Origin of the sequence: Streptomyces sp. NPDC102437 (assembly GCF_044765565.1) — a bacterium.
GTDB lineage: Bacteria > Actinomycetota > Actinomycetes > Streptomycetales > Streptomycetaceae > Streptomyces.
Genome location: NZ_JBIWKI010000027.1, coordinates 73,373 through 95,722 on the forward strand (window position 1 = coordinate 73,373; position 22,350 = coordinate 95,722).

General features: G+C 71.6%; 20 protein-coding genes. 11 read left to right on the forward strand and 9 right to left on the reverse strand.

Features of this window, described 5'->3' with window-relative positions; genetic code table 11:
• Nucleotides 1-4: 4 nt before the first annotated feature.
• Nucleotides 5-718 (reverse strand): DedA family protein, encoded by a 714-nt coding sequence (locus ACIRJP_RS29255; protein WP_404180309.1) that lies wholly within the window; start codon nucleotides 716-718, stop codon nucleotides 5-7.
• 171 nt (nucleotides 719-889) lie between these two features.
• On the opposite strand from ACIRJP_RS29255, the gene ACIRJP_RS29260 reads away from it, so the two are divergent.
• The gene (locus tag ACIRJP_RS29260) at nucleotides 890-1,255 is read left to right on the forward strand and encodes a YbjQ family protein (protein ID WP_404180312.1); all 366 of its coding nucleotides are present in this window, start codon (nucleotides 890-892) and stop codon (nucleotides 1,253-1,255) included.
• Nucleotides 1,256-1,311: 56 nt separating this feature from the next.
• On the opposite strand, the gene ACIRJP_RS29265 is transcribed toward ACIRJP_RS29260, so the two are convergent.
• The gene (locus ACIRJP_RS29265; protein ID WP_404180315.1) at nucleotides 1,312-2,070 is read right to left on the reverse strand and encodes a MerR family transcriptional regulator; all 759 of its coding nucleotides are present in this window, start codon (nucleotides 2,068-2,070) and stop codon (nucleotides 1,312-1,314) included.
• A 136-nt stretch (nucleotides 2,071-2,206) separates the two neighbouring features.
• Between ACIRJP_RS29265 and ACIRJP_RS29270 the strand changes: the two genes are divergently transcribed.
• The 3 genes from ACIRJP_RS29270 to ACIRJP_RS29280 all read left to right on the forward strand — a co-directional run bounded on the left by ACIRJP_RS29270 (nucleotide 2,207) and on the right by ACIRJP_RS29280 (nucleotide 5,708).
• Nucleotides 2,207-3,493: an ion channel protein gene (locus tag ACIRJP_RS29270; protein WP_404180318.1), complete on the forward strand. Its 1,287-nt coding sequence runs from the start codon at nucleotides 2,207-2,209 to the stop codon at nucleotides 3,491-3,493.
• 152 nt (nucleotides 3,494-3,645) lie between these two features.
• A complete protein-coding gene (wrbA, locus tag ACIRJP_RS29275; protein ID WP_404180321.1) occupies nucleotides 3,646-4,269 on the forward strand; it encodes an NAD(P)H:quinone oxidoreductase in 624 nt (207 codons plus the stop codon).
• Nucleotides 4,270-4,283: 14 nt separating this feature from the next.
• Nucleotides 4,284-5,708, forward strand: a complete 1,425-nt coding sequence (locus tag ACIRJP_RS29280) for a glutamate decarboxylase (RefSeq protein ID WP_404180324.1) — start codon at nucleotides 4,284-4,286, stop codon at nucleotides 5,706-5,708.
• Nucleotides 5,709-5,732: 24 nt separating this feature from the next.
• On the opposite strand, the gene ACIRJP_RS29285 is transcribed toward ACIRJP_RS29280, so the two are convergent.
• The 4 genes from ACIRJP_RS29285 to ACIRJP_RS29300 all read right to left on the reverse strand — a co-directional run bounded on the left by ACIRJP_RS29285 (nucleotide 5,733) and on the right by ACIRJP_RS29300 (nucleotide 9,433).
• Nucleotides 5,733-6,353 carry a PadR family transcriptional regulator gene (locus tag ACIRJP_RS29285; protein ID WP_388666644.1) on the reverse strand — a complete coding sequence of 207 codons (621 nt, stop codon included), beginning with the start codon at nucleotides 6,351-6,353 and terminating at the stop codon, nucleotides 5,733-5,735.
• Nucleotides 6,354-6,371: 18 nt separating this feature from the next.
• Nucleotides 6,372-6,923: a DinB family protein gene (locus ACIRJP_RS29290; protein WP_404180327.1), complete on the reverse strand. Its 552-nt coding sequence runs from the start codon at nucleotides 6,921-6,923 to the stop codon at nucleotides 6,372-6,374.
• A 115-nt stretch (nucleotides 6,924-7,038) separates the two neighbouring features.
• The gene (locus tag ACIRJP_RS29295) at nucleotides 7,039-8,496 is read right to left on the reverse strand and encodes an aldehyde dehydrogenase family protein (RefSeq protein ID WP_404180330.1); all 1,458 of its coding nucleotides are present in this window, start codon (nucleotides 8,494-8,496) and stop codon (nucleotides 7,039-7,041) included.
• A gap of 55 nt (nucleotides 8,497-8,551) precedes the next feature.
• The gene (locus ACIRJP_RS29300) at nucleotides 8,552-9,433 is read right to left on the reverse strand and encodes a helix-turn-helix transcriptional regulator (protein ID WP_259927850.1); all 882 of its coding nucleotides are present in this window, start codon (nucleotides 9,431-9,433) and stop codon (nucleotides 8,552-8,554) included.
• A gap of 327 nt (nucleotides 9,434-9,760) precedes the next feature.
• On the opposite strand from ACIRJP_RS29300, the gene ACIRJP_RS29305 reads away from it, so the two are divergent.
• Complete coding sequence (locus tag ACIRJP_RS29305; protein WP_404180333.1) at nucleotides 9,761-10,258, forward strand: ATP-binding protein; 498 nt, start codon at nucleotides 9,761-9,763, stop codon at nucleotides 10,256-10,258.
• A gap of 238 nt (nucleotides 10,259-10,496) precedes the next feature.
• Here ACIRJP_RS29305 and ACIRJP_RS29310 read toward each other — a convergent pair whose 3' ends face one another.
• Nucleotides 10,497-10,739 (reverse strand): DUF397 domain-containing protein, encoded by a 243-nt coding sequence (locus ACIRJP_RS29310; protein WP_037690973.1) that lies wholly within the window; start codon nucleotides 10,737-10,739, stop codon nucleotides 10,497-10,499.
• Between the two features lie 265 nt (nucleotides 10,740-11,004).
• Here ACIRJP_RS29310 and ACIRJP_RS29315 point away from each other — a divergent pair, with 265 nt between their 5' ends.
• Entirely contained in the window at nucleotides 11,005-11,493 is a 489-nt protein-coding gene (locus tag ACIRJP_RS29315; protein ID WP_404180336.1) for a hypothetical protein, read from the forward strand.
• 17 nt (nucleotides 11,494-11,510) lie between these two features.
• Here ACIRJP_RS29315 and ACIRJP_RS29320 read toward each other — a convergent pair whose 3' ends face one another.
• Entirely contained in the window at nucleotides 11,511-13,691 is a 2,181-nt protein-coding gene (locus ACIRJP_RS29320; protein WP_404180339.1) for an FUSC family protein, read from the reverse strand.
• A 133-nt stretch (nucleotides 13,692-13,824) separates the two neighbouring features.
• The gene (locus ACIRJP_RS29325; protein WP_404180342.1) at nucleotides 13,825-15,015 is read right to left on the reverse strand and encodes a DUF2786 domain-containing protein; all 1,191 of its coding nucleotides are present in this window, start codon (nucleotides 15,013-15,015) and stop codon (nucleotides 13,825-13,827) included.
• Nucleotides 15,016-15,120: 105 nt separating this feature from the next.
• On the opposite strand from ACIRJP_RS29325, the gene ACIRJP_RS29330 reads away from it, so the two are divergent.
• The 5 genes from ACIRJP_RS29330 to ACIRJP_RS29350 all read left to right on the forward strand — a co-directional run bounded on the left by ACIRJP_RS29330 (nucleotide 15,121) and on the right by ACIRJP_RS29350 (nucleotide 22,253).
• Nucleotides 15,121-15,930, forward strand: coding sequence for an ABC transporter ATP-binding protein (locus ACIRJP_RS29330; RefSeq protein ID WP_404180345.1), 810 nt, complete (start codon nucleotides 15,121-15,123; stop codon nucleotides 15,928-15,930).
• Nucleotides 15,924-18,083 carry an ABC transporter permease gene (locus ACIRJP_RS29335; RefSeq protein WP_404180348.1) on the forward strand — a complete coding sequence of 720 codons (2,160 nt, stop codon included), beginning with the start codon at nucleotides 15,924-15,926 and terminating at the stop codon, nucleotides 18,081-18,083. Before ACIRJP_RS29330 ends, ACIRJP_RS29335 begins: the two co-directional genes overlap by 7 nt.
• Before the next feature lie 208 nt (nucleotides 18,084-18,291).
• On the forward strand, nucleotides 18,292-19,293 hold the full coding sequence (locus tag ACIRJP_RS29340; protein ID WP_404180351.1) for a DUF1259 domain-containing protein: 1,002 nt from the start codon (nucleotides 18,292-18,294) through the stop codon (nucleotides 19,291-19,293).
• Between the two features lie 206 nt (nucleotides 19,294-19,499).
• Nucleotides 19,500-20,705, forward strand: a complete 1,206-nt coding sequence (locus tag ACIRJP_RS29345; protein WP_404180354.1) for a cytochrome P450 — start codon at nucleotides 19,500-19,502, stop codon at nucleotides 20,703-20,705.
• 489 nt (nucleotides 20,706-21,194) lie between these two features.
• The gene (locus ACIRJP_RS29350) at nucleotides 21,195-22,253 is read left to right on the forward strand and encodes a type III polyketide synthase (RefSeq protein ID WP_383712032.1); all 1,059 of its coding nucleotides are present in this window, start codon (nucleotides 21,195-21,197) and stop codon (nucleotides 22,251-22,253) included.
• Nucleotides 22,254-22,350: the final 97 nt, after the last annotated feature.

Sequence of the window (22,350 nt, forward strand, 5' to 3'; positions counted from 1 at the left end):
TGCGTCAGCGCTTGGCGTGACGGCCGCGCTGGCCCGGGGCCGGGCTGCCCCCGGCGGACGGGCCGTGGCCCTCGCTGCCGCCGGACGCCGCTTCCTTCTTCGACTTGGAGCGGGCGCGCAGGAACTCGATCGCGATCGGCACCACCGAGATGAGCACGATCAGGATGAGCATCGCCTCGATGTTCTCGTGGACGAAGTCGATCTTGCCGAGGGCCGAGCCGAGCAGCGTGACGCCGACGCCCCAGAGGACTCCGCCGATGATGTTGAACACGATGAACGAGCGGTAGTTCATCCGGCTCACACCGGCGATGATCGGCGTGAACGTACGCACCACGGGCACGAAGCGGGCCAGGATCAGCGACTTCGGGCCGTACTTCTCGAAGAAGTCGTGCGCCTTCTCGACGTTCTCCTGCTTGAAGAGGCGGGAGTCCGGGCGCTTGAAGAGCGAGGGGCCGACCTTGCGGCCGAAGAGATAGCCCACCTGGTCGCCGATGATCGCCGCCAGCGCCACCAGCAGGCAGACCAGCCAGAGCGGGGTCTTCAGCTGGCCGGTGGTCACCAGCAGCCCCGTGGTGAACAAGAGCGAGTCGCCGGGGAGGAAGAAGCCGATCAGCAGTCCGGACTCGGCGAACACGATGAGGAGGACACCGGGAAGCCCGAAGGTGTTGATCAGATAGTCCGGGTCCAGCCAGCTCGGGCCGAGCGCAAGCGTATTCAAGGGTCCGGGGCTCCTGGATCGATCGATGGCGGCTGCGTGGCCGCCCAAAGCTATCAACGCAGGACGACGCCCCCGGGTTCCAGATACCCCCCGCGAGGACACCCACCGGCCCGGCCGGGGATGCACACCGGGCCAACCGGGACAAAGCTGGCCCCCAGGAGGTGCCAAACGATGGGCATTGAGGATTACGGCGGCGGGCAGACGGAGCGTTCGGACGTCCTGGTCGTCACGACGAACGACGTGCCGGGCCACCAGGTGACGCGGGTGATCGGGGAGGTGTTCGGCCTCACCGTGCGCTCCCGCCACCTGGGCAGCCAGATCGGCGCCGGGCTGAAGTCCATGATCGGCGGCGAGCTGAAGGGGCTGACCAAGACGCTCGTCGAGACCCGCAACCAGGCGATGGAGCGGCTCGTCGAGCAGGCGAAGGCCCGGGGCGCCAACGCGGTGCTGATGATGCGCTTCGACGTGACCGAGGCGGCCGACGTGGGCACGGAGGTGTGCGCGTACGGAACCGCGGTCGTGATCAGCCGGAGCTGAGCGGGCACGGCCACGGGAGCGAGGACGCCCCGCCCGGCGTCCCCGCCCCGTGGCGGTCACCCCAGGCGCCGGGCGTTGGCCTCGATCGCGTCCCGCAGGTGCTCGGCCAGGCCGGGCCGCATCGAGTCGTAGTACGCGCGGAACCGCTCGTCGGACACGTACATCTCGCCGAGCCCCCGGTGCATCTCGGCGGAGCACTCGTAGAACCACTTGCCGATGTGCAGCCGGTGGGCCTCGGCCAGCTCCATCGCCCGCTCGCCGGTGGCCGGCTCCCCGGCCTCCATCAGCGCGTCGTAGGCGGCGGTCCATTCGGTGACCTCCGCCTGCATCCGCTTCCAGTCGTCCTTGGTGTACCGGGCGGCCCGGCGCTGCGATTCGGCGTACAGGTCGGTGCCGCCCCAGCGGCGTTCGGCCTCCTCGGCGTGCTCCTCGGGGTCCTTGCCCCCGAAGACCTCGAACTTCTCCTCGGGCGTGAGGTTGATGCCCATCTTCCGTGCCTCCATTGCTGTCTCGACGGCGTCGGCCATCCTTCTCAGCTCGGCGATCCGGCCGGAGAGCAGCCGGTGCTGGCGCCGCAGGTGCTCCTGCGGGTCCGCCCGCGGATCGTCGAGCAGTACCGCGATCTCGTCGAGCGGGAAGCCGAGTTCCCGGTAGAACAGGATCTGCTGGAGCCGGTCGAGATCGCCGTCGTCGTAGCGGCGGTGCCCGGCCCGGCTGCGCGCGCTGGGCGAGAGCAGTCCGATGCCGTCGTAGTGGTGCAGGGTGCGCACCGTGACTCCGGCGAATCCGGCGACCTGTCCCACGGAGTAATCCATGACCCCTTCGCTCCCTTCTCCGATCGGGTACGTCCCGAGCCTGGGCCCTGACGTGACGTGAGGTGCAAGCCCGAATTGCCGCCACTCCGGCACCCCCGGAAGGGTTATGTACCTTTTACGCCGTTATGGTGAGCCGGTGGCCACCGAATCCTCCGCCCTCGCCGGATCCGCCCGTGAACCCACCCCCGTACAGCGGCTGCTGCCCGTCATCGTGCCCTCCCTGGCCGTCGGGGTCCTCTCCGCCCTCGTCCTGCTCGGCATCAGCCTGCTCGCGGAAAAGCTTCAGGGCGTGCTCTGGGAGACGTTCCCCGACGCACTCTCCGTCGGCCGCTACTCCGCGCTCTGGATGATCGTGATGCTCACCGCGAGCGGGCTGGCGGTCGGCCTGCTCGTCCGGGCGGTGCCCGGTCACGCGGGTCCCGACCCGGCGACCACCGGGCTGGTCGATCCGCCGCTGGCGCCGGGAGTGGTGCCGGGGCTGCTGCTGGTCACGGTCCTCACCCTGGCGGGCGGGGTCAGCCTCGGTCCGGAGAATCCGGTCACGGCCGCCAACATCGCGCTGGCCTGCCGGCTCGGCCGCAGGCTCATGCCCGGCACGCCGGTGGCGCTCTGGCTCTCGCTCGCCGCGGCCGGCACCATCGGCGCGCTCTTCGGCACCCCGGTCGCCGCCGCGCTGATCCTCACCGAGACCCTCGCCTCACGCGCCGAGCCGGGCGCACTCTGGGACCGCCTCTTCGGGCCGCTCGCGGCGGGCACGGCGGGCGCGCTCACCATGACGCTGCTGGCCCACCCCAGCTTCGACCTGGCACTGCCGGCCTACGAGCGGCCACGCTGGGGCGACCTGTCCTCCTCCGTCGTCATCGCCCTGGCGGGGGCCGTGCTCGGCATGTTGACGGTGTACGCGTTCCCGTACGCGCACCGGCTCTTCCGGGCCCTGAGGCGTCCGGTCCTGGCGCTGACCGCGGGCGGGCTGCTGCTCGGCCTGCTGGGTGCGCTGGGCGGCCGTCTCACCCTGTTCAAGGGGCTCGACGAGGTGAAGGAGCTCGCCGCCGACCCGGGCGGCCACTCGGCCTGGCAGTTCGCGCTCCTGGCCCTGGTGAAGGCGGCCGCGCTGGTGATCGCGGCGAGCTGCGGCTTCCGTGGCGGGCGGATCTTCCCCGCGGTCTTCGTGGGTGTCGCTCTGGGGCTCTGCGCCCACGCCCTGGTCGCCTCGGTGCCGGTGGCGCTGGCGGTGACCTGCGGGGTACTGGGGGTGCTGCTGGCGATCACCCGGCAGGGCTGGCTGAGCCTGTTCACCGCCGCGGTGCTGGTCGGCGACGCGGGCGTGCTGCCGATCCTGTGCATCGCCTCGCTGCCCGCCTGGCTGCTGGTGACCGGGCGGCCGCAGATGCAACTGCACGAGGACGGTACGCCGCTGAAGTGAGCCGTCGGGGGCGGGACGAACGAAGGGCGCGCGCTCGAAGCGCCGAACGCCCGGCTCTTCCGTATCGTCGCATCCGTACGCATTCCTCCCGCAAGGCCCCTGCCCGCGGGTCCGTACGGATGCGTCCCATCAGCTTGCCGGAGGTTCGCGCAATGCCCACGCCCGTCAACGTCGCCGTCATCTACTACTCGTCGACCGGAACCGTCGCCACGATCGCCAAGGCCATCGCGCAGTATGCCGAGAAGGCCGGTGCCGAGGTGCGGATGCGCAAGGCCCGCGAGCTCGCCCCGCAGGCGGCCATCGACTCCAATCCGGCGTGGGCGGCCAACGCGAAGGCCACTGCCGACATCACCGAGGTCTCGCCCGACGACATGATCTGGGCGGACGCCGTGATCCTCGGTACGCCGACCCGGTTCGGCAACGTGAGCGCCCAGCTCAAGCAGTTCCTCGACACGCTCGGCGGCCACTGGCAGGCGGGCCACCTCGCGGACAAGGTCTACAGCGGCTTCACCTCCACCAGCACCACCCACGGCGGCCAGGAGTCCACGCTGCTCGCGCTCTACAACACGATCCACCACTTCGGCGGCATCCTGGTCGCCCCCGGCTACACGGACCCGTCGAAATTCGTCGACGGCAATCCGTACGGCACCTCGCACGTGGCCGGCCAGGGCGACATCCCGGTCGGCGATCAGACCCTGACCGCCACCCGGGTCCAGGCCGAGCGGGTCGTGAAGTTCACCCGCGCCATCAAGGACGGCCTCGCCGCCGAGAGCTGAAAGGGCTGCCGCCGATGCCTCTCCACAAGGGCTCTCCCCAGCAAGCAGAACCGTCCGAAGCCCGCCGCAGACTCGCCCTCAACCCCTTCTACGGGGAGGCCGACCCCGTCGCCGGCATGGAGTCGGCGCCGCCCCGGCACCGACTGCCCGACGGGCCGATGCCGCCGTCGACCGCGTACGGCCTGGTGCACGACGAGCTGATGCTCGACGGCAACTCACGGCTCAACCTCGCCACCTTCGTCACCACCTGGATGGAGCCCCAGGCCGGGGTGCTGATGGGCGAGTGCCGCGACAAGAACATGATCGACAAGGACGAGTACCCGCGCACCGCCGAGTTGGAGCGGCGCTGCGTGGCGATGCTCGCCGACCTCTGGAACGCCCCCGATCCCTCGGCGGTCGTGGGCTGTTCGACGACCGGCTCCAGCGAGGCCTGCATGCTCGCCGGGCTGGCGCTGAAGCGCCGCTGGGCGGCCCGGAACGCCGACCGCTATCCGGCGTCCGCCCGGCCGAACCTGGTCATGGGCATCAATGTGCAGGTCTGCTGGGACAAGTTCTGCAACTTCTGGGAGGTCGAGCCCCGGCTGGTCCCGATGGAGGGCGACCGCTTCCACCTCGATCCGCAGGCCGCGGCCGACCTCTGCGACGAGAACACCATCGGCGTCGTCGGCATCCTCGGCTCCACCTTCGACGGTTCGTACGAGCCGGTCGCGGAGCTGTGCGCGACACTGGACGCCCTCCAGGAACGCACCGGCCTCGACGTCCCCGTCCACGTGGACGGGGCCTCCGGGGCGATGGTGGCGCCGTTCCTGGACGAGGACCTGGTGTGGGACTTCCGGCAGCCGAGGGTGGCCTCCATCAACACCTCCGGGCACAAGTACGGCCTGGTCTACCCGGGCGTCGGCTGGGTGCTGTGGCGCACCCCCGCCGAACTGCCCGAGGAGCTGGTCTTCCGGGTCAACTACCTGGGCGGCGACATGCCGACCTTCGCGCTGAACTTCTCCCGGCCGGGTGCGCAGGTGGTGGCGCAGTACTACACCTTCCTGCGGCTGGGCCGAGAGGGCTACCGGGCCGTCCAGCAGGCGTCCCGGGACGTGGCCTGCGGGCTCGCGAAACGGATCGAGGAGATCGGCGACTTCCGGCTCCTCACCCGGGGCGACCAGCTGCCCGTCCTCGCGCTGACGACCGCGCCGGGGGTGGAGGCGTACGACGTCTTCGACGTGTCGCGGCGACTGCGCGAACAGGGCTGGCTGGTGCCGGCGTACACCTTCCCCGCCAACCGGCAGGACCTGTCGGTGCTGCGGGTGGTGTGCCGCAACGGCTTCTCGTCGGACCTCGCCGAACTGCTGCTGGAGGACCTCGGACTGGTCCTTCCCGACCTGCGCCGCCAGGCGCATCCGATGAGCCGCGACCGGCAGATGGCGACGTCGTTCCACCACTGAGACGCCGTCCACCACGCAGCGGAGTCAGTGCCCCGTCGCGTAAGGGTTCTCCTGCCCTTCGGCGAGCACCCCGACGAAAGGCTCGCCCTCCCCCGCGAAGGTGTACGCCCCGCCCTCGATACGAGCGATCAGCCCGCGCGTCCACTCGGCCCCGGCATCCGCCGAGTGGACCCACATGTTCATGATCTCGCCGATATGGCCGATCGACTCGGGCCCGGCCTCCGGCGTGTAGTACTCCGTGACCGTGGCCCGCCACGCCTCAAGTCCGGCCACCCGCTCCCTGAGCAGCGCGACCGCCTCGGCCCGCTCCAGGTCGACCATGCCGCCGAGAGCCGCCGACAGCACGTCCGGCTTCTGGTCGTACGAGGTCAGCGCCGCGCGCAGCAGTGTGAAGTACTCCTCGTCGCCCCGCTCCGTGATCTCGTACTCGGTACGGGGCGGGCCGCCCGCCGTGCTCGGCGCGGTCTCGTGGGCGAGCAGCAGCCCCTGCTTCGCCATCTGCTTCAGCGCGTGATAGACCGAGCCGGGCTTGGCGTTGGACCACTCGTGCGCGCCCCAGTACTCCAGGTCGTTGCGGACCTGATAGCCGTGCGCCCGCCCGTGCTGGCGCACGGCGCACAGGACCAGCAGCCGGATCGCGGACATCTCACGCACCCCTTCTGCTCAACTTTGATCAGAGTAGCCCCCCGCCTCGGCGACCAGCTCCAGCGCGGTGCGGCCGTCCAGGGACTCCCGGATGATGTCGGCGTGCCCGGCGTGCCGGGCGATCTCCTCCACGAGGTGGGCCAGCAGCCAGCGCATCGAGACCCGCCCGTCCTTCGGGAACCAGGGCGCCTCGGGCAGCGGGAAGGTGTCGTCCAGGCTGGGCACCGAGCGGATGAACTCCTCCTCCTCGGCCACGACGCCGTCCCAGAACTTCAGCACCTGCTCCACCGTCTCGTCGCCGACGAGCCGGAAGCCGTCCGCCCAGGTGTTCTCGTTCCGGACGGTCTCGTTCAACTGCTGCTGGGCCATCCGCAGCCAGTTCAGCTCGCACTCGGCGACGTGCTTGGCCAGTCCGGCGAGGGAGAGCTCACTGGCGCTGGGGCGGCTCGCCGCCTGCTCCTCGGTCAGCCCGAGCAGCGAGCGCCGGATCGCACCGCGCTGGGCCTCGATGAAGGAGAGGAACATGCCGCGCTCGTCGCCGGGGGTTTCCGAGGGAACGTGAGTGACCATGGTGTCCGCCTTGATGATCCGTGCCGGTTCTTCCTGACACCGACCAAGCTACGGACCCTTGCGGTCAGCGGCTGTCCGCAACGGGAAACCCGCGCGGTCGGAAGCGGTCACTCGGTCAGAAGGGGAACTCGCTCCGGCCGTACTGGATCGAGATCCACTTCTGGGTGGTGAAGGCGTCGACGGTCGCCTCGCCGTTCAGCCTGCCGAGCCCGGAGGACTTCTCGCCGCCGAACGCCACCAGCGGATCGTCCTGGACGGTCGAGCCGTTGACGTGGAACATCCCACTGACGACGCGCCGAGCGAACCGCACCCCGCGTTCGGTGCTGCGGGTGTGCACGGCGCCGCTCAGCCCGTACGGGGTGTCGTTGGCGATGCGTACGGCCTCGTCCTCGCCGTCGAACGTCATCAGCAGCGCCACGGGGCCGGATATCTCCTGGGACAGCAGCGGGGAGCCGTCGGGGAGCCCGGCGAGCACGGTCGGCTCCACGAGGTTGCCCCGGGTCCGGCCGCGGACGAGCGCGGTGGCCCCTTCGGCGATCGCCCGGTCGACCAGGGCGGTCAGGGCGTCGGCCTGGAAGGTGTTGATGACCGGGCCGATCCGGGTCTCCGGTTCACGCGGGTCACCGGTCCTCAGCGCGGCCACCGCGGCGGTGAACCTCTCGGTGAACTCCCGCTCGACGCGGCGGTCCACCAGGATCCGGTTGGCGGCCATGCAGACCTGCCCCTGGTAGACGAAGCGGCTGTGCACGGCGGCCTCGACCGCGTGGCCGATGTCCGCGTCCTCCAGCACCACCAGGGCACTGTTGCCGCTGAGTTCGAGGACCGTCCGCTTGAAGTGCCCGGCCGCGACGGCGCCGACATGGCGGCCGACCCGGTCCGAGCCCGCGAACGAGATCACCTTGGGCACGGGGTGCTCGATGAACGCGTCACCGATCTCGGCGACATCGGTGATCACGATGTTCAGCAGCCCGGCGGGCAGTCCGGCATCCTCGAAGATCTTCGCGATCAGCGTGCCGCCGACGACCGGGGCGTTCTGGTTGGGCTTGACGACGACCGCGTTGCCGAGCGCGAGGGCCGGTGCGACGGACTTCATCGCCACCAGGAAGGGGAAGTTGAAGGGGCTGATCACGCCGACGACACCGACGGGCAGCCGGTAGAGGCGGTTCTCCTTGCCGTCCGCCAGGGCGGGCAGCAGGGCGCCCGGCGGACGCAGCGCCTGACGGATCGCGTCGCGCAGGAATTCCTCGGCGACCCGGACCTCGTACTCCGCCTTGACCCGGGTGCCGCCGAGTTCGTCGATGATCGCGTCGACTATTTCCTCGTGCAGTTCGCCGGTGATGCGCAGTGCGCGTTCCAGGATTTCGCGGCGCTCGTACGGTCCGGTGGTGGCCCAGGTCCGCTGGGCGCGCTCCGCGGCGCGGTAGGCCAGGTCGATCTCCTGCGCGGTGGCAATGGTGATCGCGGCGAGTTTCTCCCCGTTGTAGGGGTTGAAATCGATGATGTCCCACGAGCCGGTTCCGGTCCGCCACTCACCGTCGATGTATTGGTCGGCCAGCTCGTAGAAGAAGGACATGCAAATCCCTTGATTCAGGTGCAGACTCCCGTCGAACCGTCATCGTACTGACGAATCAGGTGAGTTGGAGCAGACCACGCAGCAGATCGCGGCTCTCCTCGGGCCCCGGGCTGTCCTCGTGGAGCCGCACCATGGCCTTTTCGTACTGCGCGACTTCTTCGGCCTTGTCCAGATAGAGCGCACTTGTCAGCTGCTCCAAATAGACAATGTCCGACAGATCGGATTCCGGGAATCGCAGCATCGTAAAAGAACCGCTCTCGCCGGCATGCCCGCCAAAACTGAAGGGCATCACCTGGAGAGTGACGTTGGGCTGTTCCGACATTTCGATCAGATGCCGCAATTGCCCACGCATCACTTCGCGGTCACCGTAGGGCCGGCGCAGCGCGGCCTCGTCCAGTACGGCATGGAGATGGGGTGCACGTTCGGAGACGAGGGCCTTCTGGCGTTCCAGCCGCAGCGCGACCCGGCGGTCGATCTCGACGGCGGGCGCGGCACCCATGCCCCGGGTGACGACCGCGTGTGCGTACGCCTCGGTCTGCAACAGACCGTGGACGAACTGGACTTCGTACACCCGGATGAGGGATGCCGCCCCCTCCAGCCCGATGTACGTCTGGAACCAGCCGGGCAGCACATCTCCGTAACTGTGCCACCACCCCGCCACGTTGGCCTCCCGGGCCAGGCCGAGCAGAGCGTCCCGCTCCGCCTCGTCCGTGACTCCGTAGAGCGTGAGCAGGTCCTCGACATCCCTGGCCTTGAAGCTCACCCGTCCCAACTCCATGCGGCTGATCTTCGATTCGGAGGCCCGGATGGAGTAGCCGGCCGCCTCACGGGTGATGCCGCGCGAGTCGCGCAGCCGCCTGAGCTGCGAGCCCAGCAGGATGCGCCGCACCACAGATCCACTCGACTCGCCTGCCGCCACTGGCCCGGTCCTCCCCATCGCTTCCCTGGCATCGGGCTCCCCCCTGACCCCAAGTGCCGGATTCTGCCATCAAAACGCTTCAGCCCGTACTCATTCGATTACGGAAACGAGAAGCCTTCCAGAGAGCTGTGAAAATACACCCAGGAAGAAATGACCAAGAACCGGCACGGGGTCGGACAGGTCAGGCGCGTGCACGTGCATCTGCCCTTGCATCTGCCCAACGCATTGGGAACCATGGGGCTCGCGCACCTGCGTGCTCGTTCGTGTTGTGCCGCTGTACCCCCCGCAGTACTGATACAGCCGCGAATCCCGGGAGTGCCTCGCATGGGGACGAATGGATCGACGATGCTCGAGCCGTTACGGCAGGGGCTTCCCCCCATCGATCCCTCAGCCGTCTCCGGATCGGCCACCTGCACACTGCCCGCCCGCTACGAAGCCGTGGGCGGGGCAAGGCGGTTCACCCGGACGACGCTGAACGGTTGGGGACTGGCCGAGCGGTTCGACGACGTCGCGCTGGTGGTCTCCGAACTCGTCACCAACGCCCTGCGCCACGCCCTGCCCTCGGACAGCTCCGCACCGGTGCCCCAGGACCCGCCGGTACGGCTGCACTTGCTGCGCTGGAGCTCACGGCTGGTGTGTGCGGTACGCGATCCCAGCCGGGAGAGCCCGGTCGCCTCCGAGGCACCGGACTGCGCGGAATCCGGCCGCGGCCTCTTCCTCGTGGAGTCCTTCAGTGACTCATGGGGCTGGCACCCCGCCCCGGAGACGGAGAGTCCGAACACCCCGGCGGCATCGCGCGGCAAGGTGGTCTGGGCACTGTTCCGGCTGTCCGACGGCATGTGAACCGCCCGGTCGCGACGAGCGGCCGGCGGTCCGGGCCGGACACCGGCCCGCGGGAAGTGGTCTGCCGCCTGCCATGAGGTGGCCGGTCGTCTGCTGCGAGGCGGTCAGCCACCCGGTGCGAGGGGGTCAGCCGCGCTCCGTGAAGTGGTATCGGCCGCGCTCCGTGAGGTAGTCGGCCGCGCTCTGGGAAGTGATCGGCCACCGTCCGTGAAGTGGTCACCCACCCACTGTGAGGCGGTCAGCCGCCCGCTATGAGGTGGTCGAACTCCCCGTCCTTCACCCCGAGCAGCAGTGCCTCTATCTCGGCCGGCGTATAGACCAGCGCCGGCCCGTCGGGGTGGCGCGAATTCCGCATCGCCACATCTCCGTCGGGCAGTTTCGCGAACTCCACGCACGAACCCTGGGAGTTGCTGTGTCTGCTCTTCTGCCAGACGACTCCGCGAAGCTCTGTGGCCGCCATGCCGTTGTACACGTGGTGCACAGGACGCTCCCCGAGTTGCAAGGTGCAAGTGTCAACTGTCTCGGATCATAGCTCTGTTCAAATATTGCTGCATGCGCAGATGCATGTGCCGATGCACGTGCACGCGGGGTGTTCTCGCGATTACAGCTTTAGTCCGATCCTTACTCCGTATGGACAGACGCACGGAACGCCGTTTCGGCTGCGTCTACCCCCGGTCGAGCTCTCCATCCCGGCAGAACGCGCTGATAACTTGGCTCGGTCTTTCGTCAACAAGGGGGAATTACAGATGCACGGAGTCGTACGGACCGGCGCGGCGATCGCCGCCGGAATCCTCTGCACCGCGGCACTGACCGGCTGCAGCAGCGACAGCGGGAAGAGCGACGGACGAGGCGGCTCCACCGCCTCGGACCAGCCCGGCCGCCAGGCCGATGACAACAGCGGGTCCGGCACCGACGCCGCTGCGCTGGAAGGCGGTTGGGCCGGAAAGACCGACGGCAAGGCGGTCGTCCTGTCGGTGGCGTCGGGGAAGGCCGTGCTCGTCACCGAACAGCATGCCTGCACGGGCACCGTGCAGGGCGCGGGCAAGGTGACGCTCACACTGAAGTGCGTCGACGGTGGAGACGACCGCACCTCGGGGTCCGTCGACTCCGACAACGGCAAGACCGTCGTGATTTCCTGGGACAGCGGGGTCAAGGACACCCTGGCCAAGACCGACCCGGGCGCCCTGCCGTCCGGCCTGCCGGACTTGGCCGACCTCCCGACCACTGCCCCCTGACGGCCGCCGCCCGGGCCTCAATCCGCCTGGCGCCCAGGTGATTTCGGCTTCGTCCCGGAACCGGACCTGCCGTCCAGCCCCCGGGAGAACTCCTCCAGGGCTTCGAGGAGCAGGTGGGCCCCTTCCCGTACGAAGGGGTCCGCCTCGCCCTCGTCCGTGCGCTGCCGCGCGTCCCACTCCGCCAGCGCCTCGCGCACCTCGGTCCAGTCCGGCACCCGCCGCTCCCGCACCGCCTTCGCCCCCCGTTCGGTGGCCCGGCGCAGCGCCTCGGCCAGTTGTCCCGCGTCCGGTACGGGGGTGGCGCCGCCGCCCGGGAGGTGGGCCTCCAGCAGCATCGCGGCCCGGCCCAGCTGGGCGAGCGCGTGCTGGGTGTCGTCGGCGGCGGAGCGCGAGAGGCCGCGGTTGCGCACCGGTTCGTGCTGGGCGGTGGCCAGCGCCTCCTGCCAGGCGACCCGGGCCTCACGGGTATCGAGCAGCGCGGAACGCACGTCGTCGTGGCCGCGCTCGGCCGGTTCGGCGTACTGGTCGACGACCGAGGCCGCGTACCGCCCGTCCGCCTTCAGCCAGTCGCCGAGCCTGCCGCGGAGCCTCGGGGTCTCCCAGGCCGGGTAGAGGGCGTACGAGATCATCGCGAGCAGGCCGCCCGCGAGGGTGAGGACGACGCGTTCGAGCACGGTCTGCGACCAGTTGTCGCCCGCCATGCCGAGCAGGAAGACGACGTACGCGGAGACACAGGCCTGGCCGACGACGTACCCGGTACGCATCAGCAGATACATCAGCAGGGCGCAGAGCACGGAGAGCGCCGCGGCCGTGGTCACGCCGGGGTGGGCGGTCTGCACGATCGCGGTGGCGAGCGAGACGCCGACGATCGTGCCGCCGAACCGGGCCACGGACCGCGCGTACGTCTGCGAGAACTCCGGCCGCATGACCATGACGGCGGCCATCGGCGCCCAGTAGCCGTGGCCGAACGGCAGCACGGTGCCGATGAGATAGCCGCCGGCCGCGACGACGGAGACCCGGACGGCGTGCCGCAGGATCGGTGAACCCGGGCGCAGCTCCGCGCGCATCGCCGCCAGGACGACGGGGACCAGCCGGAGCAGGGTGGGGCGGCGGCGGTGCGGGGCGGCGGGGATCCCGGCGGCGGGGGGCCCGTTCGCGGGTGCCTTGATGGCCTCGGCGGCCGCCTCGGCCTTGGCTTCCTGTTCCTTCGTGCCCTCGCCCTCGGCTGTTTCGATGACGTCGGAGAGCAGTGCGCCCAGCCGGTCGGCGGCGCGGAGCGGCGGGCCGGTGAGGAGCGTTCCGGTGTCCGGGGTCTTCAGCGCGGCGACGGCGGACGGGGCGAGCTCGACCGCGTTGCCGTGGCGGATCGCGCGGGCCGCCGAATCGAGCACCGATCCGGCGGCGGCGAGCAGCTCGCGGACGCGCTCCCGTTCCGGACCCTCGGACGGCACTCCCAGGGACGGGTCGGCGAGCGAGGCGAGCACCGGCCTGATCCGTTCGGCGACCCCTCGGGAGCCCCGCAGCTCGGGCGGCCGGCGGCGGGCCTGGCGCGGGGTGACCGCGGCCGCGCTGCGGGCCGTCATCAACGGCACCGGGTCGAACGGGGCGAGCGGGTCGTGGCGCAGCCGGCGGGCGTAGTCGGCCTCGGCTGCCAGCGCGTCGGCGAGGGCGTCGCGCTGGGCGCCCCATCTGCGCACCGGGAACAGCACGATCAGCGCCGCCTGCACGATCCCGCCGAACAGGATCATCGCGGCGTGCACGGCCGAGTTGGCGACGGAGGTGGGCAGGGTGACCGTGACCAGCATGATCGCCACGTTCGACGCCGCGATGATGCCGGCGGTCGGGCCCGCCGCCCAGGCCAGGCCCGCGACGAAGGTCCAGAGCACCAGCAGGGCGAGGAACAGCACGAGCCGGGAGCCGGTGAGATAGCCGAGGAACGTCGACACGGCGAGGCTCGCCCCGGAGACCAGGGCGAGGACGGGCCGGGGGCGCCAGCTGCGCTGGAAGGTGGCGATGGCCGCCTGGAAAGCGCCGAACGCGGAGCTCGCGGCGACCACCGGCCCGAAGAACGCGAGGCTGATCCCGATGACGAGGGCGAGACCGGCCGCGCCCCGGATCGCGATGAGCGGTTCGAGACGCCGCCGCTCGATCGACAGCCCCGAGCGGGCGGTCTCCTTCAGCGCCCGGAGCCAGCTCATGCCCAGAGCCTAACCGGAATTACCGTTTAGCCCGAGTTGCCCCGAATCAGATCGCGAGGGCGGGTCCTGCCTCCGTCCTCGTCCGCCGGGGCGGCACCGTCCGCCCCTCTGCCGGCGTTCGCCGGGGCGCCGCCTACCGCCTCCCGCGTCCGCCGCGGAGCTCCGGTCCGGTCCCGCCCATCCGTGCCCGGTCCGCCGCGGCCGTGCCGTGGGTCCATCCGTCCAGGTCGGTGGCGCCCCGGACCCGGGTGGTCGTGGTCTCGGGGAACATCCGCTCGGCGGCGTCCGTGACGGCCATGTCGCGGGCGGCGAGGACCGGGAGGAGATCCGGGTCGCCGGCCTCCGCCGGTCCGGCCCCGGTCCCGGCCTCGGCGGCGGCGGTGACCCGGGCGGTGTCGGCGGCGAGCCTGCCGCCCAGCCGCTGGGCGTACGCCATCAGGAAGGACTGCCGAAACGTCTTGGTCCGCTTGCGTCCCCCGGCCCGCTGGCCCGCCTCCGCCTTCGTCATCGCCACCGTGCCCTGGACCAGCAGGGAGGTGTACAGCAGTTCCACGGCGTCCAGGTCCGGTTCGAAGCCGACCACCGTGGAGAAGCCGAGTTCGCTGTTCCACACCGCACGGCAGCGGTTCGCGGCGGCGACCGCGTCGAGCAGGATCGCCTTCGCCGTCTCGTACGGCGCGTCGACCCCGATCCGGCAGGCCCCCGGCGCCTCCTTGCTGTGCGTACGGGCGGCGAGCAGGGCCTCGTCGATGGAGTGGCGGGCCATCAGCTCCTGCGCCTTGGTGGTGAGGGCCTCCGCCTCCTCGGGGAAGCCGGTCGCCTCCGCCTTGGCCAGCAGGGCGCGGATCCGGGTCAGCATCCGGGGTTCGTCGTGCGCCGGCGGCAGGTGGAGCCCGTGCGGGGCGGCGCCGGGCGGGGGCCCGACCGGTTCGATCGCGGGGAGCCGGAGCAGCAGCCGGTACAGGCCGAGGACGGCGGACGCGTAGGAGAAGCGGTCCGGACGGTTACGGGGCGGGGCGTCCGGGAGCCCGTCGAGCTGGGCACGCCACCGCGGCGGCAGCCGCTCGTACCGCGCGGTCTCCGAGACGATCAGCCCGGCGGCGAGACAGGCCGCCGTCTCGTCGAGGTCGCGGCGGACCAGACGTACGACATCGGCGGGCTGCCAGCCGCGCTCCCAGGCCCGGCGGACGAACTCCTCGCCGCGCCGGAACAGTTCCGCGTCGGCCGTCGGATCGGCGGCGAGGAGGGAGGCGCCGGTGTCGAGGCCGGCGTCGCCGTCCGAGTAGAGGGCTGCTGCGAATGCCTGGTCGGTCACCGGTTCCATGAGGTCAGGGTAGGCAGGGCGGTGCGGCGGGGTATGCCTGGCCCTACCCCGTGGACGGGCCCTGGTGGTCGTGATCGCGGGGCGCGGAAACGGTTCGATCGACGCATGACTTCCTCCCGAGCAACCGCCGCCCCCGCGAGGGCGGGTGCGAGCGCCGCCGACGCCGTACGGCTCCGCTCCGTGCGCCGCGCCTACGGTGAGGTCGACGCCCTCGGCTCCATCGACCTCACCGTCCGCACCGGCACCTTCACCGCCGTCATGGGCCCGTCCGGTTCCGGCAAGTCCACGCTGCTGCACTGCGCGGCCGGGCTCGACCGGCCGACGTCCGGCGCCGTCGAGGTGGGCGGGGTGGAGCTGACCGGGCTGAGCGAGCGCCGGCTGACGCTGCTGCGCCGGGACCGGATCGGCTTCGTCTTCCAGGCGTTCAACCTGATCCCCTCGCTGACCGCCGCCCAGAACGTCGCGCTGCCGCTGCGGCTCGCGGGCCGCCGCCCGTCCCGTACCGAGGTACGGGACGCCCTGGCCCGGGTCGGTCTCGCGGACCGGGCGGGGCACCGGCCCGCCGAGCTGTCCGGCGGCCAGCAGCAGCGGGTGGCCCTGGCACGGGCCCTGATCACCCGGCCCGCGGTGCTCTTCGGCGACGAGCCGACGGGCGCGCTGGACACCGCGACGAGCCAGGAGGTGATGGGGATGCTGCGGGAACTGGTGGACCTGGCGGGGCAGACGATCGTGATGGTCACCCATGACCCGGTGGCCGCGGCGTACGCGGACCGGGTGGTCTTCCTGGTCGACGGGCGGGTGGCGGACGATCTGACCGGACTCGACGCCGGGCGGATCGCGGCCCGGATGGCGGCGGGGCGCCGCACCGCCGGTGGACGGGCCGTCCCGGCCCGCGTCCGGGAGGCGTCGTGCTGACCGTCGCCCTGGCCTCCCTGCGCACCCGCTGGCCCGCGCTGACCGGCGCCTTCGCCGCGCTGGCGCTGGGCGTGGGGCTGATCGCGGCCATGGGCCTCGGCCTCGCCTCGACCTTCGGCGCCCCGGCCCGGGCACCGCAGCGCTTCGCCTCGTCGCCGGTGGTGGTGATGGGCAACGACACCCTGACCGTGCCGGTGCGGCGCGGACCGTCCACAGGCAGCGCGAGCCGGAAGCTCGCCCATCCACACCCTGTGGATATCGAACTCCTGCGCAAGCTCCGGGCGCTCGGCCCGGTGACCCGGGACGACGGGCAGGACGCCGTACGCGCTCGGCACGAACCCGACGCCGTGGGGGTGGACGCGCCCGTCGCCGAGGTGCGCCGGGTGGTCGGCGACCGCGCCCTGGTCCTCACCGGGGACGACCGCCGCCGGGCCGACCCGGCCACCGAGCGGGACGCCGAGGGGCTGCTGAGCGCGAACGTGCTGCTCGGCACCGCGGGCGGCCTCACCGCCTTCGTCTCGGTCTTCGTCGTCGCGTCGACGTTCGCCTTCGCGGTGGCGCTGCGCCGGCGCGAGTTCGGGCTGCTGCGCACGGCCGGCGCCACGCCGGGCCAGCTGCGGCGGCTGCTGGTGACGGAGGCCGCCGTGGTCGGCACCCTGGCCTCCGCCGCCGGATGCGTGCTGGGTGGTCTGGGCGCGCCGCTGCTCGCCGCGCTGCTCGTCGACGAGGGGATGGCGCCGCCCTGGTTCGTCGTCCGCCCGGCCGCCTGGCCGCTGCACGCCGCCTTCTGGACCGGGCTGGTGGTGTCCCTCGCCGGGGTCTGGGCCGCCTCGCGGCGGGCGGGCCGGACCGGCCCCGCCGAGGCGCTGCGCGAGGCCGATGTCGATACGGGGGTGCTCCCGCCGGTCCGCCGGCTGCTGGGCTTCGCCCTGCTCGCGGGGGCCGCGTTCCTGATCGCGCAGACCCTCGCCACCGACCCGTCCGCGCTGCTGAAGCGGAAGACGTACATCACGCAGCCGATGGTCCTGATCACGGCCGTCGCCCTGCTCTCGCCGCTGCTCGTACGCCCGCTGTCCCGGCTGGTCCGGCTGCCGGGAGCGACCGGGATGCTGGTGACCGCGAACGCCTCGGCGGCGCTGCGGCGTACGGCGGCGGTGGCCGCTCCGGTGCTGATCACCGTGGCGCTGGCGGGTGCGGTGGCCGGCTCCGCGATGACGGGTCCGGCGGCGAAGGCGGCGGAGGCGCGCGAGCGCACGAGGGCCGATCTGGTCGTGACGGGCGAGGGGTTGAGGCCCCGTCCGATGCCCGGTGCCACGCTGTCCGCCTCCGCCCCGACCGCCGTCTACGTACGCGAGGAGGGCACCGCCCTCGTCGCCTCCGAGGCCCGCGCGGTGGACGACGCGAGGGCGCTGGCCCGGGTCGGGCGGCTGCCGGTGGTGGCGGGCGACATCGCGGACCTGGACGACGGCTCGATCGTGGTGAACGAGGAGTGGGCCCAGCACACGGTGGGCTCGACGGTACGGGTGTGGCTCGGCGACGGGCGGCCCGCCTCCTTGCGGATCGTGGCGGTGCTGGCCCTCGGCACGGGGAACAACGGCGCCTATGTGACCAGGGCGAACGCCCCGGCGGCGGCCGTGGACCGGATCGAGGTACGTCTCTCGCCGGGCGCCGACCGGGCTCTCGTCGAGGCCCGGTTGCGTGGGACCGGCGGCACGGTGCGGTCCACGGAGCAGTGGCTGGAGGCGACGTACCCGAGCGCCGGTCCGCAGACCCGGACCGGTCTGGTCGTGCTCCTGGGGATCGCGCTGGTCTACACCCTGATCGCACTGGCCAACACCATGCTGATGGCGGGGTCCGTACGGTCCTCGGAGCTGGACGCGCTCCGGCTGGCCGGCGCCACCCGGCCGCGGGTCCTCGCGGTGGTGGCCGGGGAGACCCTGTTCGCGGTCGGTCTCGGGGCGCTGCTCGGCCTGGCCGTGGCCGGGGTGCATCTGGCGGGCCTGGCCGCCGCGCTGGTCTCGGTGTCGGCGCCGGTCGTGGTGTCGGTGCCGTGGGCGCTGATGGGCGGTGCGGCGGGGGCGTGCGCGCTGGTCGCGGTGGGGGCTGCGCTGCTGCCGGAGGCGGTGCGGCGACGCTCGCCGAGGACGGGCTGAGGCGGTGGGGGTCACGGTGGGGCGCGGGGCGGCGGCCGGTCGAGGCGCGGTGCGCTCGTGCTGTCCGGCCGCCCCACCCGGCCCGGCCGGACACCGCGTTTAGTCCATCCAGCCCCACCGGCTGACGATGTATCCGCTTTCATCCTTTCATCATGATTTCGCATGCTTTCATCTCGCCATGAAAGCGACCGATGGAGGCGATCGGATGATGACCGGAGACCGACGGCAGGGCCTGGACCCACAGGCCATCACGTCCCGGCGGCGCCTGCTGGCAGCCGCCGCGCTCGCGCCGGTACTGACCGCGGCGAGCCCCGGTGTGGCCCGCGCCCTGCCCGCCGACATGGCCGGGCCGGGGCACGGAAGGCGGATCAGGCCGGTACCGACCACCCTGGACGACTGGGCGGACGTGGCGAAGGCGCTGGGCCGGAGCGGCAACATGCTGCGCGACACGACGTACCACACGGGCTTCCCCCGGCGGGATCTCCTGGTGGTCTCCGACGGCGTCGTCGTCACCCCGGGACTGGCGCTGGGCACCCACGTGGCCTTCGTCCGCTACGCCGACGGCTCCGTGATGGTCATGGGCGACGTGGTGGTCACCGAGGACGAGCTCCAGCACGTGACCGACGCGTGGCAGGAGAACGGGATCGAGCAGACCGCGCTCCACAAGCACCTGCTCGCCCAGACCCCCGACCTCTGGTGGACCCATGTCCACGGACACGGCCACGACGCGGTGGCCCTGGCCCGCGGGCTGCGCGCCGGATTCGACCGCACCGGCACCCCGCCCCCGGAGCGGCCGCAGCCGTCGGCCCCGGTCGACCTGGACATCGCCGGGATGGAGGCGGCGCTGGGCGCCAAGGGGTCCACGGAGGACGGGCTCTACAAGGTCCTCTTCGTCCGCCGCGAGACCGTCGCGGACGGCCGTCTGATCCTGCCGCCCGGCCTGGGATCGACCAGCGCGTTCAACTTCCAGCCGCTGGGCGGTGGCCGGGCCGCGCTCAGCGGCGACTGCGCCATGCGCGCCGACGAGGTCCCGCACGTACTGAAAGCGCTGCGGGACGGCGGGATCAAGCTCGTCGAACTGCACAACCACCATCTGTCGGAGGACCCCCGCCTGTTCTTCACCCACTTCTGGGCGGTGGGCGACGGTGTCGCCCTCGCCCGCTCGCTGCGCCCCGCGGTGGACGCCACCGACGTCGTACCGGGCGGCTGACCCTGGTCGGACCCACCGGCCAGCGCCCCTTCCGCCGGTCGCCGGACCGGATTGCGCCGGTCCAGCGACCGGCGCCGTCCGATCCGCTCTTCATATGGACCAATCGGACCGGAGCGGCGCGTGGCCCGGCGGACGACCGGGCACCCATGTCCCGTCCAAGCCCGCGATCGCGTGGACCACCCGTCAGATCCCGTCTGGAGCTCCGCATGGAACCAGTAGCCGGCGCACGGCACTGCCCGTTCGACTACGCCGAGGCCCTCGAATTCGACCCGGTGCTCAGGCACTTGATGACCGAAGAGCCCGTCTCCCGCATCCGCCTCCCGCACGGCGACGGCGATGCGTGGCTCGTCACCGGCTACGACGACGTGCGTACGGTGACCACCGACCGGCGCTTCAGCCGCAGCGCCATCATCGGCCGGAACTTCCCGCGCATGACCCCCGAACCGATCGTTCAGGACGAGGCGATCAACGTCATGGACCCGCCGGGCAGCAGCCGTCTGCGCAGCTTGATCTCCAAGGGCTTCGCCCCCCGCCACCTGGAGCGCATGCGGGTGCGTACGCAGCATGTGGTCGACGAGCTGCTGGACCGCATGGAGGAGCACGGCGCCCCGGCCGACCTGTTCGAGCATCTGGCCGCGCCGCTGCCCCTGACCACCATCTGCGAGGTCCTCGACATCCCGGACGCCGACCAGGCACAACTGCGCGCCCACGCCCGGACCATGATGGACACCACCGTCGACAACAAGGAAGCGGCCATCCGGTCCAAGGCCGAGCTCCGCGCCTACTTCGAGGAGCTGACCGCCGAACGGCGCGCCAACCCCGGCGACGACCTGATCAGCGCGCTCGCCACCGCCCGCGACGGGGACGAGCTCCTCGACGACCAGGAACTGGCCGTCATGGCCATGGTCCTGCTGATCACCGGCCAGGACACCACCACGTACGAGATCGGGAACATCGCCTACACGCTGCTCACCAGGCCCGACGAGCTCGCCATGGTGCGCGACCGCCCCGAGATGCTCCCGCAGGCCATCGAGGAGCTGCTGCGCTTCATCCCCTTCCGCAAGGGCGTCGGCATCCCCCGGGTCGCCCTGGAGGACGTCGAGCTGAGCGGCGTACAGATCCGGGAAGGGGACATCGTGCACGTCTCCTATCTGACGGCCAACCGCGACGGCCGGAAGTTCGACCGCCCCGACGAGCTGGACCTGGAGCGCCAGGGGACGTCCCACATGACCTTCGGGTGGGGCGGGCACCACTGCCTCGGCGCCCCGCTCGCGGCCACCGAGCTCCAGATCGCCATCGGGACGCTGCTGAAGCGCTTCCCCGCGCTGAAACTGGCGGCTCCGGCCGAGGAGGTGCGCTGGAACAGGACGTCGATCTGGCGCTATCCACTCGAACTGCCCGTCACCTGGTGAGCAGGCGCCCCGGCAGCCGTCATCGATGATGCTTCGGCCCCCGGCCGTCGGCAACCCGGACGCGTCCGGGGCCCCGGCCGGGGCCGGCCCGGACCTCTCCGGGGCCCCGGGGAGGTCCTCCGGCCGGGGGCTGCGGCGTACGGCCCCCGGCCACTCTCCGCACGGCCCGCGCCCTCTCCCTCCGCAGGGCCCGCGCGGCGCCGTCGGCGTGCGCTCGGCGTGCGGCCCCGATCCACCTGCCGTAGCGTGTTCCCGACGGCCACCCAAGCCGTGGCGGATCCGCTTCCGCCCACGACGGCTAGAACGACAGTCTTCGACGGTCGGCCCGTCCGCGCCCGTTCCAGGGGTACCTGACCCGGCGCCGGAATCCACCAGTGTCCGCATCCGTGCGACGCCGCGTGTGCGGCACCGTGGTGGCCGCCTCCGGCCGGGATGCCCCGGAACCCTCGGGCCCGGCCGTGTTGGACCATGCCCGCTAGGAGGAGTTCCATGGCGGTTCTCTGCAAGCCGGCCATCGCGGTTCCCGAGTACGTCATCACCAACGAGGAAACCCTTGAGCTGGCGCAACGGTTGCACGGCGACCACCCGCAGATAGACCTGGTCCTTCGTCTGATCGAACACACCGGGGTGCAGAAACGGCATCTGATCCAGCCGATCGACAAGGTGCTGCAGCACCCGGGCTTCGACGCCCGGAGCATCACCTACGAGGAACACACCAAGGCCCGCGTTCCGGCGGTGGTGCGCCAGGCGCTCGACCAGGCCGAACTGGAGCCGCGGCAGATCGACTTGATCGTCTACGTCTCCTGCACCGGCTTCATGATGCCGCCGCCGACCGCGTGGCTCATCGGCGAGCTGGGCTTCCGGCCGGAGACCCGGCAGCTGCCGATCGCCCAGCTCGGCTGCGCCGCGGGCGGCGCCGCGGTCAACCGGGCCCACGACTTCTGCACGGCGTACCCCGACGCCAATGTGCTGATCGTGGCCTGCGAGTTCTGCTCGCTCTGCTACCAGCCCACCGACCTGGGCGTGGGATCGCTGCTGTCCAACGGGCTGTTCGGCGACGGCATAGCCGCCGTCGTGCTCCGCGGCAGCGGGGGCACCGGAGTCCGTCTGGAGCGCAACGGCTCGTTCGTCATCCCGGCCACCGAGGACTGGATCTCCTACGCGGTCCGGTCCACAGGGTTCCACTTCCAGCTCGACAAGCGGGTGCCCGGAACCATGGAGCCCCTCGCACCGGCCCTGGAGGCGGTCGCCGAGGAGCACCAGTGGAACGCGGGCAAGATGGATTTCTACATCATCCACGCGGGCGGCCCGCGCATCCTGGACGACCTGAGCCACTTCCTGGACGTACCGCCCGAGGCGTTCCGCTTCAGCCGCGCCACGCTCACCGAGTACGGCAACATAGCCAGCGCCGTGGTACTCGACGCCCTCGGCCGCATGTTCGACGAGGCATCGACCCTCGACGGGCAGCGCGGCCTGATGGCCGGCTTCGGCCCCGGCATCACCGCCGAGATCTCGCTGGGCACCTGGACCAGCGATTCCGAGACCTGACGCCCGCCGCTCCCCCGGTCCCGGTACCGGTGCTGTTCCCGGCACCCGGGGACCGGGGGACGCGGACCGGTAAACGGACCGGGGTGCATGGACCGGG

Excerpts from the sequence above, each read along its gene's own strand:
- ACIRJP_RS29330 (WP_404180345.1), top strand. The coding sequence starts at position 15,121 with ATGACTTCCTCCCGAGCAACCGCCGCCCCCGCGAGGGCGGGTGCGAGC.
- ACIRJP_RS29290 (WP_404180327.1), bottom strand. The coding sequence starts at position 6,923 with ATGGTCACTCACGTTCCCTCGGAAACCCCCGGCGACGAGCGCGGCATG.
- ACIRJP_RS29345 (WP_404180354.1), top strand. The coding sequence starts at position 19,500 with ATGGAACCAGTAGCCGGCGCACGGCACTGCCCGTTCGACTACGCCGAG.
- ACIRJP_RS29280 (WP_404180324.1), top strand. The coding sequence starts at position 4,284 with ATGCCTCTCCACAAGGGCTCTCCCCAGCAAGCAGAACCGTCCGAAGCC.
- ACIRJP_RS29260 (WP_404180312.1), top strand. The coding sequence starts at position 890 with ATGGGCATTGAGGATTACGGCGGCGGGCAGACGGAGCGTTCGGACGTC.
- wrbA (WP_404180321.1), top strand. The coding sequence starts at position 3,646 with ATGCCCACGCCCGTCAACGTCGCCGTCATCTACTACTCGTCGACCGGA.
- ACIRJP_RS29315 (WP_404180336.1), top strand. The coding sequence starts at position 11,005 with ATGCACGGAGTCGTACGGACCGGCGCGGCGATCGCCGCCGGAATCCTC.
- ACIRJP_RS29350 (WP_383712032.1), top strand. The coding sequence starts at position 21,195 with ATGGCGGTTCTCTGCAAGCCGGCCATCGCGGTTCCCGAGTACGTCATC.
- ACIRJP_RS29320 (WP_404180339.1), bottom strand. The coding sequence starts at position 13,691 with ATGAGCTGGCTCCGGGCGCTGAAGGAGACCGCCCGCTCGGGGCTGTCG.
- ACIRJP_RS29285 (WP_388666644.1), bottom strand. The coding sequence starts at position 6,353 with ATGTCCGCGATCCGGCTGCTGGTCCTGTGCGCCGTGCGCCAGCACGGG.
- ACIRJP_RS29305 (WP_404180333.1), top strand. The coding sequence starts at position 9,761 with ATGCTCGAGCCGTTACGGCAGGGGCTTCCCCCCATCGATCCCTCAGCC.
- ACIRJP_RS29300 (WP_259927850.1), bottom strand. The coding sequence starts at position 9,433 with ATGGGGAGGACCGGGCCAGTGGCGGCAGGCGAGTCGAGTGGATCTGTG.
- ACIRJP_RS29265 (WP_404180315.1), bottom strand. The coding sequence starts at position 2,070 with ATGGATTACTCCGTGGGACAGGTCGCCGGATTCGCCGGAGTCACGGTG.
- ACIRJP_RS29325 (WP_404180342.1), bottom strand. The coding sequence starts at position 15,015 with ATGGAACCGGTGACCGACCAGGCATTCGCAGCAGCCCTCTACTCGGAC.
- ACIRJP_RS29295 (WP_404180330.1), bottom strand. The coding sequence starts at position 8,496 with ATGTCCTTCTTCTACGAGCTGGCCGACCAATACATCGACGGTGAGTGG.
- ACIRJP_RS29340 (WP_404180351.1), top strand. The coding sequence starts at position 18,292 with ATGACCGGAGACCGACGGCAGGGCCTGGACCCACAGGCCATCACGTCC.